Origin of the sequence: Dyella lipolytica (genome assembly GCF_030160075.1) — a bacterium.
Taxonomy (GTDB): domain Bacteria; phylum Pseudomonadota; class Gammaproteobacteria; order Xanthomonadales; family Rhodanobacteraceae; genus Dyella_B; species Dyella_B lipolytica.
Genome location: NZ_BSNQ01000003.1, coordinates 1,563,183 through 1,576,382, shown reverse-complemented (window position 1 = coordinate 1,576,382; position 13,200 = coordinate 1,563,183). Strand labels below are relative to the sequence as shown.

Here is a 13,200-nt window from a genome sequence, read left to right as displayed (position 1 = left end):
AGATTTCTCATGAAAGTCGGTTTTATCGGGCTCGGCGCGATGGGCAGCGCCATGGCCAGCAATCTGATCGCTGCAGGACATGCCGTCACCGTCTGGAATCGGTCGGAAGCGGCGGCGGAAAAGCTTGGATCGCTGGGCGCGAAAGTGGTGCACACACCGGATCGTGCTGCACAGGGCGACGTGCTGCACAGCATGCTGGCAAACGACCAGGCGATGCGCGAGGTTTTCCTCGACGGCGGTCTGCTCGATGCGATGGATCCGGGCACCGTGCATGTCAATCACGCGACAATTTCCGTGGCACTCGCCAAACAATTGGCCGAAGAGCACGGCAAGCGCGGCCTCGGCTATGTGGCGGCGCCGGTGTTTGGCCGTCCTGACGTAGCAGCGGCGGGAAAACTCAACATCCTCGTAGCGGGCCAGGCCACTGCGGTGGAGAAGGTCAAGCCGCTGCTCGAGGTCATGGCTGCCAAGCTATGGCCCATGGGCGACGCACCGGAGCGCGCCAATGTCGTGAAGCTGGCTGGCAATTTCATGATCGTCACGGCGATCGAAAGCATGGCCGAAGCCTCCGTGCTGGCCCGTGCTTACGGCGTGAGCGCAAGCGATTTCCTTGAATTGATGACCAGCACTCTGTTCGCTTCGCCGGTCTATCAGATCTACGGCAAATCGATCGCCGAACAGCGCTTCACGCCGCCCGGTTTTGCACTACCGCTAGGCCTGAAGGATGTCATGCTGGCGCAGGATGCAGGCCATGCGGCGCAAGTGGCGATGCCGTTGGCGAGCGTATTGCGCGACAGTTTGCTGGAAGCGATGGCCGATGGGGCCGAGTCGATGGACTTGTCCGCGCTTGCACGGGTTTCCGAGCGTCGTGCGAATCTGGATCAGCGCAACAAGGGTTAGCGAGGTGCAGGCAAGCGTTGCGCCAGCCAGCGATCGAGCTGGTTGCCGAATGCCTGTTTGTCGCGCGGATGCAATGCTGCGGGTCCGCCGGTATCCACACCGGAGCTGCGCAGTTCTTCCATGAAATTGCGCATGCCGAGACGTTGTTGAATCGTCTCGGCTGTATAGAGTTCGCCGCGCGGGTGGATAGCTAATGCGCCTTTGCCGATAACGGCGGCAGCCAGCGGGATGTCTTGCGTCACCACCAAGTCGCCGGGATTCACGTGGCGCACGATTTCGTTATCGGCCACGTCGAAACCGGGCGGCACCTGGATGCTACGGATATTGGGCGACGGTGGTGTGCGCAACGCATGGTTCGCTACTAGCGTCACATGCACTTGCGTGCGTTGCGCCGCGCGAAACAGGATCTCCTTGATCGCTACCGGGCAGGCGTCGGCATCCACCCAGATGCGAGGCGCTTCGCTCACGCGTCGTTCCAGTGCAGGGTGCCGTCGATCACGGTATTGGTATGGCCGCCGATCCAGATGATGCCTTCGGCGATATGCGCAATCAGCAAGGCATCGTGGCCCATCTCGCGCCCCTGGCTCACTGAATAGCCGCGCGCCAGGGGACCGTTCGGCTCGGCGTGCAGGAGGTAGGCAGCAATCAGACCGTTGGCCGCGCCGGAGGCGGGATCTTCAACGATACCGACGCCGGAAGGAAACGCGCGGACCACCAGTTGATACTCGGGATGCGTGCTGCGAGCGAACGCACACAGACCCATGCTGCCACTAGCGACGGCCAGAGCGCCGATCGCACTGTGGTCCGGTTGCCAGGCACGCAGGCTCGCTTCATCCGAACATTCGGCCAACCACCAGCGGCGGCCGCCGTCGACCAGTGCCGGCGGCAGCACCCCGAGGCCGATGCCATTGAGCGTGGAGGCGAGCAGGGGATGCGCATGCAGCCCCGTTTTCACCACGCGTGCTTCGGGCGATTGCAGCAGCAGCCTGCGCTGCGGGCCGCTACCTTCCACGCGGATAGGTAAAACTCCTGCGCCACACTCCTGCCAAAGCAGGTCGTCTTTAGGGGCCGCCAATCCACATTCGAGCACGGCGTGGGCGCTACCGACGCTGGGATGACCGGCGAAGGCGATTTCCTTTTGCGGCGTAAAGATACGCACCCGGTAACTGGCTTTGGGATCGCTGGGAGGCAGCAAAAAGGTGGTTTCCACCAGATCGGTCCAGCGTGCGTAGCGCTGCATCTGCGTATCGCTCCAACCGGCCGCATCCGTCACGACGCCGAGGTGGTTGCCGCCGCCGGGGCTGGCGGCGAAGACATCCAGGTGCATATAGCGGATCGGCTTCATACAGTTCGGTAAAGAGCGAGCGCGTGGCTTGATCGCGCATTCTAGCCGTCGACAACTCGGCCCGTGAACGTCAAGATGGCGAAATTCTCAAACTTTGTCAGATTCGTCATATGCCGACTACGCTGTTGATCATCCTTGCCGCCACCTGCATCGTCTCGTTCATGGCGTTCAACAACCGCCGCCTGATCGACGATCTGATCTTGTGGCCTCCGGCGATCGAGCGCAAACGCGAATATTACCGCCTGGTCACCTACGGGCTGATTCATGCCGATGGCATGCATCTGTTGTTCAACATGATGACGCTGTTTTTCTTCGGCCGGGCGATGGAACCGTTCTACAACCAGAGCCTGGGTGAGTTCGGGTTCGGACTGTTTTATCTGGGGGGATTGGTGATCTCGATCCTGCCCACGTATCTCAAGAATCGGCACAACTCCAACTACCGCAGCCTGGGTGCATCTGGCGCGGTATCCGCGGTGCTCTTCGGTTTCATCATGCTATATCCCTGGAGCCGGATTCTGGTGTTGGTCGTGCCGATGCCGGCGATCATCTATGCGGTGCTGTACGTGGTTTATTCGGTGTATATGGATCAGCGCGGGCAGGGTAATATCAATCACAGCGCACACCTTTGGGGTGCGGCTTATGGTGTGGTTTTCACGGTGCTGGTGAATCCGGCGGTACTGCCGCATTTCATGGAAGCTTTGTCGCAGCCCGGCATGTGATCTCCGGCACTTGTGCTCATTGCGCATACATCCTGATGATGCCAAGGTCACGTCACTGATCACCGTCGGAGTACCCACGCATGGCAACGACCCGCAAGTCTGCCGCGAAGAAGTCCGCGGCCCGCAAGGCAAGCAAAGGCGCTGGCTCGACCAAGAAGAAGACGGTCCGGAAGCCAGCCGCAACGCGCAAAAAAGCCGTAAAAAAAGCTGTGACCGGCAAGAAGGTGGCGAAGAAGACTGCTCGCAAAGTCGTAAAAAAAGCGGTTAAAAAGACGGCAAGCAAAAAGGCCGTGGGCGTGAAGACCGCAAAAAAGACGCCCAAGAAAACCGCCGCCCGCAAGGCTGCCCTCTCCACGCCGGCAGTAAAAGGCGCGGTCAAAAAGTCGCCGGCCAAAAAGGTGGCTGGGGTTAAGGACGCCGCGACGAAAAAGGCAATCCGCAAAGCACCGACCGGCCCGGTCGCGACTCGCAAGGCAGCGCCGTCGAGCGTGCCGGCAGTGGCAGTAAAGAAACCGGTTGCACCGCAGACGCCGAAAGAATCTGTTGCGGTGGCGGCGCCTCCCGCACCGGCTCATATCAGTCCCGAGGAAGCCGTTGCGCATATCCAGGCGCTGCTGCAGGCCAAGCAAGAACGCATCAAGCAGGGGCCGACCTGGCCGGGTGCGACGTCGGCACCGCACGGCAACAATGGCGATGTGCATAACCATGCGGCGAACCACGGCGGCGATACGGTACACAACCATGTCGCCCACGCGCGCGGCGATCAGGGCAAGAACGGCAAAAGCTGATCGAAATCGTCGTTACAGTTCACCATGTCTACGGAGACCGGTTAGCGCTTGGGCGCCAGCCGGTTCTTTCGTTTTTGCTCAGGACCTATTCAACGAATAGGAGTACCGTGTTTGCGTAGAAGGCATGGAGTCCTCGCCATGAAATACACCATCAAACGCTTACTGACCGGTCTGGTACTGGCCGTTCTTATGGGCGCGTTATCCGGTTGCTATGTTGCTCCAGGCTATAGCTACGTACAGGGCAACGGTTCTGCCGGCGACGTCTATTACGGCAGCGGTCCCGCTGTCGTCTATAACGGGTACTACCCGTACGGCTATGGCTATTACCCCTACGGCTATTACGGTTACTACGGCTGCTGCTATGCCCCGGGAGTCTTCGTCGGTGGCGGGTGGTATGGCGGCCGATACTGGCGTGGCAATCCGGGATGGCGCGGCGGTTCAGGGTGGCACGGGCATGGCGGTTGGTCCGGCGGTCATGGCGCATCGCATGGATCTGGCGGCCATTTCAGCGGTCACTAATAACGATTCTTAAGTCAGAATGCGGGGGATGATCCGACCCCGCATTCTCATTTCAGGCGCCAGGCTAATTTCCTGCATCGCAGTGGCTGCCGTGATCGGTGCTTGCGCCAACCTTCGCTACTACGCACACGTGACGCACGGCGAAAGCGCCTTGCTGTTGCAACGTCGTTCTGTCGATAAAGTCATCGCCGATCCCAGCACCGATCCGAAGCTTGCGACGCGTTTACAGCTTGCCCAGCAGGCGCGGCAATTCGCCTCGAAGCAACTGGATCTGCCGAATAACCGAAGCTATACCTACTACGTCGAGCTGCATCGCCCATATGTCGTGTGGAACGTCTTCGCGACACCTCGCTTCTCGGTCGATGCGGTGCGGCAATGTTTCCCGATCGCCGGTTGCGTGGCCTATCGCGGATGGTTCGACGACAAGAAAGCCAAGCAAAGTGCCGAGCGGCTGCATGCGCAGGGCAATGACGTCTACGTCGGCGGTGTTCCGGCGTATTCCACGCTAGGGTGGTTTGCCGATCCCATTCTCAGCAGCATGATGCGCTGGGACGATGACGAACTGGTCGGCACGATTTTCCATGAACTCGCGCATCAGCTGCTTTATGTAAAGGGCGACACCGCTTTCAACGAAAGCTATGCGATGTTTGTCGAAAACGAGGGCCTGCGCGAATGGCATCGTTCGCGCGGCGAACCGGTCGAAGATGATCATGATCAGGCCATGGACGATGGATTCACGAAGCTGGCGCTGGATCTGCGCGAGCGTCTGAAAAAGCTTTATGCCAGCGGCGTGGACAACGCCGCGATGGCGGCCGGCAAGGAGCGCGAAATCGCCGATTTTCGCGTGCGCTATGCCGCATGGCGCGACAAGAATTGGCCGAACGATCATCGCTACGATGCCTGGGTCTCGCAACCGATCAACAACGCAAAGTTGTTGCCCTTCGGCTTGTATGACCAATGGGTGCATGCGTTCGCTGTGCTGTTCCAGCGAGCCGATGGGCGATGGCCAGATTTTTATGCCCGTGTACGTGCATTGGCGCGAAAACCGACGACGGAGCGCGAAAGCGCGCTGCGCGACCTGTTGGACGCTTCCCGATTGCCGCTTTCGTCCGAGGCGACTTCACACTGAGGCGCTCAATGCGCGACTTTATGTTGAGCCATGTAACGCAGGTAGGCGAGCAATGCGTTCAGGTCAGCATCGGAGAGCGACTCCTGCGTGGGAAATCCGGACATTTTCGCTTCCGGCCAGCGCCGTAACGACTGCGGATCGCGGATAAATGCACGCAACAGATCGGCGCGCAGGTATTCGGTGGGGCTATAGGGAATATTGAGGTCCGGCCCCATACGCGCGTCACCCTCGCCGTTGAGCGTGTGGCAGGCGAAACAGGTGCGTTGGAACACCGCATAACCTTGGCGAATCGGGCTGTCAGCCGGCACGGAAGCCGTCGGCGCGGTGGCAGGAAAACGCGTGGCGGCATGTTGCGTTCGTCGGATGAGTACGAGCTGGTAGGGCCATTGCTCGCTGCTGATGTGCGCAGCGGCGGGGTGCGTCCACACCACGTAGAACGGGCCGGCACCACCCTTGTTGCCGGGCAGGGCGGGCCATGGTTGCTGTGGATCTTCTACGGCAAGCCACGCGATGGCACCTGCCTGGTTGAGAATCGCATCACCCGCAATATCGACGGAGAAGCCATCGGCGGCGACGAATTGCAGGTGATCGCCAGGTTCCAAGCCAGGCAGCAGCGCGCGAAGCGGCACGGCGCGATATTGCATGGTGCGGTGAAACGCTACGTCGATCGGAATCGTCACGACGCGTGCATCCGGCCTCGCCAGCAGCTCGGATGTCGTCCAGATGTGCGCGCCTCGGCCGGCGTCGATGCTCAAGTCGGCGGCATGCAGGGGCAAGGCGAGGCATAGAGCGATCAGACACAAGCAACGCATCAACATGGCAACCTCCTTGTGAAGACAAGTACTTGGAAACGACGCAACTGTAACCGTATGGGCGTGCTGGTCGAATAGCTATCGGTAACCTGAACAAAACGTGCCGTGCCCTTGAACTTCATCTGCTCAGACCGCACTAACTACACGACATCGCCGTGAGGCGACAACCTAGGTGGCACAGTGCATCGTGCCATCGAGGGGTCGGTTCCTATCTACCCTCCCCCCGGAACGCGACCTAACAAACCCCGGCAGTTATTCCCCTGGCTGCCGGGGTTTTACTTTTTGCTGTTCATGGCGACGGCTTCGGCGAGATAATCGGCAAGCGCCGCGACGTTCGCGCGCGTCCCCATCCCCGACATGGAAGTGATCCATGATCGTCAGTTCGCTGCTCGATACCGACCTCTACAAATTCTCCATGATGCAGGTGGTTTTGCATCAATACCCCGCAGCTCATGCGGAATATCGCTTCAAGTGTCGCAATCCGGGCATCGATCTGGTGCCTTACATCGAAGAGATTCGCGACGAACTACGCGCGTTGTGCAGCCTTCGGTTTACCGAGCAGGAACTGCACTACCTTCGCGGTTGGCGTTTTCTCAAGAGCGATTTCATCGACTTTCTCGCACTGTTCCAGCTCAACACGAAATACGTTGAGATAGCGCCGTCGGCGCTGGACAACGGAGAAATCGAGATCCGCATTCGCGGCCCTTGGCTGCATACCATTTTGTTTGAAGTACCGCTGTTGGCGATCGTCAACGAAGTCTATTTCCGCAATAACTACCCGAGTCTCGATCTCACCGAAGGGCGGCGTCGCTTGCGCGAGAAAATCGCGCTGATGCGCGATACGCCCGGATACGCCGAATGCCGCATCGCCGATTACGGTACGCGCCGCCGCTTCTCGCGCGAGTGGCACCAGGAAGTGGCGACCACGCTACACGAAGGGCTAGGCGAGCAACTAGCTGGCACCAGCAATGTGTGGCTGGCGTGGAAACTGGGGCTGCGCCCGTTGGGTACATTGGCGCACGAGTACCTGCAGGCGCATCAGGCGCTGGGGCCTCGGTTACGCGATTCGCAGGTGGCGGCGCTCGAAGCGTGGGCAAAGGAATACCGTGGCGATCTCGGCATCGCATTGTCGGATGTCTATGGCCTCACGGCATTCCTGCGCGATTTCGATATGTACTTCTGCAAACTGTTCGACGGTACGCGACACGACTCGGGCGATCCGTTCGCGTGGGGCGAGCGCGTGCTCGCGCATTACAAGGACAATCGTGTCGATCCGCGCAGCAAGATACTGGTGTTCAGCGACGGGCTCGATATTCCGAAGGTGATGGAACTCTTCAAGCACTTCCACGGACGCTGTCAGCTTGCGTTTGGTGTCGGCACCAATCTCACCAATGACGTCGGTCCGACGCCGCTCAACATTGTGATCAAGATGGTTCGCTGCAACGGACAACCGGTGGCCAAACTCAGCGATTCGCCGGGCAAGAACATGTGCGACGACCAGGCCTACATCGCCTACCTGCGCCAGGTGTTCGACATTCCCGTGCTGGCCGAAGCCTAGCGTCATAAAAAAGCCCGCGCAGTGCGCGGGCTTTTTATGTGCAATACGAAGCGCCGCTCAGAATGCGGGCAACACCGCGCCGTGGTACTTCTGTTCGATGAAAGCCTTGATCTCCGGGCTGGTGAGGGCCTGGGCCAGCTTTTGCACGCGTGGGTCGTCCTTGTTGTCCGGACGGCCAACCAGATAATTCACGTAGGGCGAATTCTTGTCCTCGATCAACAGAGCATCCTTGGTCGGATTGAGGCCGGCGGCAAGCGCGTAGTTGGTATTGATCAATGACAGGTCTACCTCGTCCAGCGTGCGCGGCAGCATCGCCGCTTCCAGCGGCTTGAACACAAGGTTCTTCGGATTGGCGATGATGTCCTTCGGCGTGGACAGCTCGTTGCTCGGATCTTTCAGGGTAATCAGTCCGTGTCTGGCGAGCAGCAGCAGCCCGCGAGCCTGGTTGCTGGGATCGTTCGGCAAGGTCACGGTGGCGCCATTGGGCAGTTGATCGATCGACGTGTACTTGCGTGAGTAAGCGCCGAACGGCTCGATGTGCACGCCGGTAACGATGACTAGATCGGTTTTGTTCTCGCGGTTGAAGGTGTCCAGATAAGGCTTGGTCTGAAAGTAGTTCAGGTCGATGCTTTTCTCGACGACCTGTGTATTGGGCTGCACATAGTCGGCGAACACCCTGATCTCAAGGTCGATGCCTTCCTTCGCGAGGATGGGTTTGACCTGCTTGAGTATCTCCGCATGCGGAACGGCCGTAGCGGCAACCGTAAGCGTCTGGCTGTTCGCGCCGCCGGAGCCGGAGGATGAGCAACTGGCCAGAAGGACTGCGGCGGCTACGAGGGCAAACAGCTTTTTCATAGAAGGGGTCCGGCCTTTGTGCGATGCACAAGAATAGCCGTCCAGACGGCCGAATGCAAAGACAGCGAAGGGAATGGTTCAGCGTCGGCTGTAGTGCGCCACGATCCGGTCTCCCAGCATCTGTAGCAGCTGCACCAGCACGATCAGCAATAGCACCGTTACGACCATGTAATCGGACTTGTAACTCAAATAGCCATAACGATAGGCCAGATCGCCCAAACCGCCGGCACCGATCGCACCGCCCATCGCGGTGTAGCCCACCAGCGCGATGGCCGTGACGGTGACGCCCGCCCACAGGCTGCCACGTGCTTCGGGCAGCAGTACGTGACGCACGATTTGCCACGTCGTGGCACCCATCGCTTGGGACGCTTCGATCACGCCGTACTCCACTTCGCGCAGGGCGGTCTCCACCAGGCGTGCGAAGAACGGCGCGGCGCCGATCACGAGCGGAGGAATGGCGCCGCGGATACCGAGCTTGGTGCCGACCAGGGCATATGTCAGAGGCATCAGCACGATCATCAGGATGATGAACGGAATGGAGCGAAGCACGTTAACAACCAGCGAGAGCGTGCCATAGAGTTTCGGCATGGCATGCAATTGCCCTCTGCCGGTGAGGAACAGCAGTACGCCCAAAGGCAACCCGATCAACACGGTCAGGAATAGGGAGCCACCCAACATCAGCAACGTATCGATGCAGGCGCGTCCCATCTCGCCCCAGTCGTCGATGTTCGGGAACAGCGCCTGCAGCACGGGAACGCGCGTCATGATCATCGTGCAAGCTCCTCGACGTCGATGCCGGCATGGCGCAATGCCGACAGCGCAGCGTCTACGCCGGCGCCTTGCATGGCCAATGTCAGTTGGCCATAGGGCAAATCCTTAATGCGGTCGACGCGGCCGGCGAGAATATTGAAATCGACGCCGGTCTCGCGCGTCACACGCCCAAGGGTGGGAGACCACGTGGCTTCGCCGCGGAAGGACAGGCGCATGATCCGGCCGGGCACCCGCTGATAGAGCGCTTGTTCGCCGGCCGCTTCTTCGGGCAGCGCCTCGTTGACGAAACGCCGCGTGGTCGCGTGTTGCGGATGCAGGAACACGTCGGCCACGGCGCCGTGTTCCACGATGCGACCGGCATCGAGCACGGCAACGCGATCGCACACCCGGCGCACGACATCCATTTCGTGAGTGATCAATACGATGGTGAGTTTCAGCTCGCGATTGATCTCGGCAAGCAAGTCGAGCACGGAAGCTGTTGTTTGCGGATCCAGCGCGCTGGTGGCTTCATCGCACAGCAGGATGGAAGGGTGATTTGCCAGTGCGCGGGCGATACCAACGCGCTGCTTCTGTCCACCGGAAAGTTGCGAGGGGTATTTATTCGCGTGCGCGCTTAGGCCGACCCGTTGCAGCAATTCGTCCACCCTGGCGCGTATCGCCGCCGTATTTTTCTCCCCGGCCAGGCGCAGCGGAAAGGCGATGTTCTCCACCACCGTTTGCGAGGAAAGCAAATTGAAATGCTGGAAGATCATGCCGATGCGCTGCCGCGCTGCGCGAAGGGCGGGCTCCGGCAACGCCGTGATGTCGGTGTCGCCGATCAGAATGCGTCCGCCGCTCGGGCGTTCCAACAGGTTGATCAGACGGATGAGCGTCGACTTTCCGGCGCCGGAATGACCAATGATGCCGAACACCTCGCCATCGGCCATGTCGAGGCTAAAGGGTTCGAGCGCGGGAATGTCCTTGCCGTCGACACGGTAGGACTTGTGGACATCGACGAAACGAATCACGACGGACCCAGGACAGTGGTCGAAGCTGGCATTCTATGCCAGCCGGGGCAAGACGCGCTGGAGTAAACTGACCTATGGATAGAACCGGAGCGATGACCATGACTACCGTCTACGATTTCAGTGCGCGCGACATCGACGGCAACGAGCGCTCGCTCGACGCCTGGCGCGGAAAGACCATGCTGATCGTCAATGTGGCCTCCAAGTGCGGATTCACCCCGCAATACAAGGGGCTGGAAGACCTTTGGCGCAGCCATCGCGACAACGGCCTGATGGTGCTGGGCTTTCCCTGCGACCAGTTCGGCCATCAGGAGCCCGGCAACGAAGCCGAGATCAAGAACTTCTGCTCCACCAGCTACGACGTGACGTTTCCGCTGTTCGCCAAGATCGAGGTAAACGGCGACAACACGCATCCCCTCTATCGATGGATGAAGAAGCAGGCCAAGGGTTTGCTCGGCAGCGAGGCGATCAAGTGGAACTTCACCAAGTTCCTGATCGATCCCGAGGGGAACGTAGTAAAGCGCTATGCACCCACGGACACGCCCGAAAAGATCGAGAAGGATCTGCAAAAGCGCTGAGCAGCACGGCGTGATGGTCTAGCTGTGTCCGTCGAAAGCCGCCAACAACTCGACGATCGCGTCCAGATTGCGACTGGGGCTGGCTTCGCCGGCCTCTTGCACAACATTGTTGAGCATGATGGCGAACGCAAGTCGTTCGCCCGATGCCGTCGTCACGTAGCCGACGATGCAACGCACGTAAGTCATGCTGCCCGTCTTGGCATGCACGTTAGCTACCGCTGGACTGTCGCGCATTCGCCATTCGAGCGTGCCGTCCACGCCAGCGGTCGGCAGCGCATCGCGAAGTTGCGCACCATAGGGTTGGCGAACGAGGTAGGTGAGCAGGTCCACCATGGCATTGGGTGTAGCCAGATCCTGTCGCGATAGCCCGGTACCTTCCTGGATCTGACTGGCATCGGGCGGCATACCGATGCGATCGAGCAATTGGCGCAAGGCGCGTATCGCCCACGATTCCGTGCTGAGAAAACCATTGGCGGGATCACCGGCTTGCTCGGCGTTGGTTTGCGCCTTGACGCCGGCAATCTGCAGCAAGTTCTGCAGATAAAGATTCTGCGAGCGTTTCAATCCGCGTGTGAGCACTTCCATCACTGGCGGCGATAGAACCTGAGCCACCACGGTGGCCTTGTCCAACGCGATGTCGCTCTGCTCCGGCCAGTGCATGACACGTAGCTGACCGTCGATGCGGATACCGCGCCGCGCCAGGGCATTGTGCAGCGCTGTGCCGGCAAGCCACGCGGGATCCGCGACGGCAAGCTTGAAATTTCTGGGCTCTGCCCGTGCGGCGACATTGCCGAACGCATACAACGTCGCATTGCCCGGTGCTCGATAGAGATTGATGTCGTTGCGCGTGTTGCTTGCGCCGGTAACCATGTTGTTCACGACATGGGGAATCGCACCCGGCGGATCGAAGATCAGCGAGGCAAGCCCGCCAGGATGGCTCGACGGTGCCACGGTAAGGTTCACCACGTTTTCCTGGACACTCAAGGCAGATGCCGGCACGGCGAACCAATCTTGCAGATCGCTAGCTTCCCATCCGGAACCGATCGTAGGGCCGCTGAAATAACTGTCATCGGCGATCAGGTCGCCACGCACTTCTTGTATACCGTTGGACGCTAGTTGCGTAGCCAGCTGATCCGCCCAGTCGCTGTTGGTGCCGGGTGTGCCGAGCGTGGGGTCGCCCATGCCGCGCAGGATCAGCGGCCCGTCAAGCCGGCCGTATTGAATCCGACGGGTGATAAGCAATTGTGTGGGAATGCGGTAATCCGTGCCCAGCGTATCGAGCACCAAGGCAGCGGTGTAAAGCTTGGCGGTGGAGGCTGTTTGCAGCAGTCGATCGGCATTGTGCGCATAGAGCGTGCGCCCGGTGTCCAGCGAGGTCACAGCGATACCCCAGCTGGAGGAGGCGAAACGCGGTTGTCCGATCTGGGTGTCAATGGCAGCAGCGAGTTGCTGGGCGGTGCTGGTGGCTACGACAGCGGGCGTGTCGGCGGTGATCGCCGTCGTGCTGGTACCCGCCGCGCCAAGCGCCATGCACACCATGCCGATTCGGAACAGGGCTCGCCATGAGTCAACATTCATGGGCCTAGTATTGCCCAAGCCGCGCGGCGGCACGATAGATTCTCAGGCGGCCCACGCCTCGGCCAGGCATGAAATGTTACCCTTACACACCCGCCGACTCCGGTCGGTACTTTACGTTCCCGCGAGACCATCATGCAGATTGCCGACCAGACCGTTGCCTCCTTCCACTACACGCTGACCGACGATAACGGCCAGGTTCTCGACAGTTCAGAAGGTCGCGAGCCGCTGACGTATCTGCATGGCAGCGGCCAGATCGTGCCGGGCCTGGAGAAGGTGATGGCCGGACGTGTGGCGGGCGACCAGTTCAAGGTCGATGTTGCGCCGGAAGAGGGTTATGGCGTGCATCATCCGGAACTCGTGCAGGAACTGCCGCGCGAAGCGTTTCAGGGTGTCGAGGATGTTCAGCCCGGCATGCAGTTCCAGGGTCACGGCCCGCAGGGCGTGATCAATGTGACGGTGACCAAGGTCGATGGCGACAAAGTGCATATCGACGGCAACCATCCGCTGGCCGGTCAGACACTGCATTTCGACATCGAAGTGACTGATGTACGCGCGGCCAGCGAGGAAGAGCTTGCACATGGTCACGTGCATGGCGCCGGCGGTCATCACCACTGACGCCTCGTGACCGAGTACGGTCACATCCC

Annotated in this window: 15 protein-coding genes; 8 read left to right on the top strand and 7 right to left on the bottom strand. The window is 60.2% G+C overall.

The genetic code is table 11. From position 1 onward, the window contains the following. Window positions 1-9: 9 nt before the first annotated feature. Complete coding sequence (locus QQL64_RS08410) at window positions 10-900, top strand: NAD(P)-dependent oxidoreductase (protein ID WP_284398157.1); 891 nt, start codon at window positions 10-12, stop codon at window positions 898-900. Here the strand turns inward: QQL64_RS08410 and QQL64_RS08405 are convergent. Further along, window positions 897-1,367 carry a YaiI/YqxD family protein gene (locus QQL64_RS08405; RefSeq protein WP_284398155.1) on the bottom strand — a complete coding sequence of 157 codons (471 nt, stop codon included), beginning with the start codon at window positions 1,365-1,367 and terminating at the stop codon, window positions 897-899. The two genes, QQL64_RS08410 and QQL64_RS08405, sit on opposite strands and share 4 nt — an antisense overlap. Then, window positions 1,364-2,245: a PhzF family phenazine biosynthesis protein gene (locus tag QQL64_RS08400; RefSeq protein WP_284398154.1), complete on the bottom strand. Its 882-nt coding sequence runs from the start codon at window positions 2,243-2,245 to the stop codon at window positions 1,364-1,366. Before QQL64_RS08400 ends, QQL64_RS08405 begins: the two co-directional genes overlap by 4 nt. 110 nt (window positions 2,246-2,355) lie before the next feature. On the opposite strand from QQL64_RS08400, the gene QQL64_RS08395 reads away from it, so the two are divergent. The 4 genes from QQL64_RS08395 (at window position 2,356) to QQL64_RS08380 (ending at window position 5,400) form a co-directional block, all read left to right on the top strand. Beyond that, complete coding sequence (locus QQL64_RS08395) at window positions 2,356-2,964, top strand: rhomboid family intramembrane serine protease (RefSeq protein WP_284398152.1); 609 nt, start codon at window positions 2,356-2,358, stop codon at window positions 2,962-2,964. An 80-nt stretch (window positions 2,965-3,044) separates the two neighbouring features. Continuing rightward, window positions 3,045-3,752, top strand: coding sequence for a hypothetical protein (locus QQL64_RS08390; RefSeq protein ID WP_284398149.1), 708 nt, complete (start codon window positions 3,045-3,047; stop codon window positions 3,750-3,752). Window positions 3,753-3,890: 138 nt separating this feature from the next. Further along, window positions 3,891-4,271, top strand: coding sequence for a hypothetical protein (locus QQL64_RS08385; RefSeq protein WP_284398148.1), 381 nt, complete (start codon window positions 3,891-3,893; stop codon window positions 4,269-4,271). 28 nt (window positions 4,272-4,299) lie between these two features. After that, entirely contained in the window at window positions 4,300-5,400 is a 1,101-nt protein-coding gene (locus QQL64_RS08380) for an aminopeptidase (protein ID WP_284398145.1), read from the top strand. Window positions 5,401-5,405: 5 nt separating this feature from the next. On the opposite strand, the gene QQL64_RS08375 is transcribed toward QQL64_RS08380, so the two are convergent. Further along, window positions 5,406-6,218, bottom strand: coding sequence for a cytochrome c (locus QQL64_RS08375; protein ID WP_284398144.1), 813 nt, complete (start codon window positions 6,216-6,218; stop codon window positions 5,406-5,408). 364 nt (window positions 6,219-6,582) lie between these two features. Here QQL64_RS08375 and pncB point away from each other — a divergent pair, with 364 nt between their 5' ends. Continuing rightward, entirely contained in the window at window positions 6,583-7,770 is a 1,188-nt protein-coding gene (gene pncB, locus QQL64_RS08370) for a nicotinate phosphoribosyltransferase (RefSeq protein ID WP_284398142.1), read from the top strand. Between the two features lie 57 nt (window positions 7,771-7,827). Here the strand turns inward: pncB and QQL64_RS08365 are convergent, their stop codons facing one another. From QQL64_RS08365 to QQL64_RS08355, 3 genes are all read right to left on the bottom strand, one after another. After that, on the bottom strand, window positions 7,828-8,625 hold the full coding sequence (locus QQL64_RS08365; protein WP_284398140.1) for a MetQ/NlpA family ABC transporter substrate-binding protein: 798 nt from the start codon (window positions 8,623-8,625) through the stop codon (window positions 7,828-7,830). Between the two features lie 78 nt (window positions 8,626-8,703). Then, on the bottom strand, window positions 8,704-9,390 hold the full coding sequence (locus tag QQL64_RS08360; RefSeq protein ID WP_284399711.1) for a methionine ABC transporter permease: 687 nt from the start codon (window positions 9,388-9,390) through the stop codon (window positions 8,704-8,706). Window positions 9,391-9,392: 2 nt separating this feature from the next. Then, the gene (locus QQL64_RS08355; protein WP_284398138.1) at window positions 9,393-10,403 is read right to left on the bottom strand and encodes a methionine ABC transporter ATP-binding protein; all 1,011 of its coding nucleotides are present in this window, start codon (window positions 10,401-10,403) and stop codon (window positions 9,393-9,395) included. Between the two features lie 98 nt (window positions 10,404-10,501). Here QQL64_RS08355 and QQL64_RS08350 point away from each other — a divergent pair, with 98 nt between their 5' ends. Next, the gene (locus tag QQL64_RS08350; RefSeq protein WP_284398135.1) at window positions 10,502-10,978 is read left to right on the top strand and encodes a glutathione peroxidase; all 477 of its coding nucleotides are present in this window, start codon (window positions 10,502-10,504) and stop codon (window positions 10,976-10,978) included. An 18-nt stretch (window positions 10,979-10,996) separates the two neighbouring features. Here QQL64_RS08350 and dacB read toward each other — a convergent pair whose 3' ends face one another. Then, on the bottom strand, window positions 10,997-12,556 hold the full coding sequence (dacB, locus tag QQL64_RS08345) for a D-alanyl-D-alanine carboxypeptidase/D-alanyl-D-alanine endopeptidase (RefSeq protein ID WP_284398132.1): 1,560 nt from the start codon (window positions 12,554-12,556) through the stop codon (window positions 10,997-10,999). A 132-nt stretch (window positions 12,557-12,688) separates the two neighbouring features. Here dacB and QQL64_RS08340 point away from each other — a divergent pair, with 132 nt between their 5' ends. Continuing rightward, window positions 12,689-13,171, top strand: a complete 483-nt coding sequence (locus QQL64_RS08340) for an FKBP-type peptidyl-prolyl cis-trans isomerase (RefSeq protein WP_284398130.1) — start codon at window positions 12,689-12,691, stop codon at window positions 13,169-13,171. The last annotated feature ends 29 nt before the right edge of the window (window positions 13,172-13,200 follow it).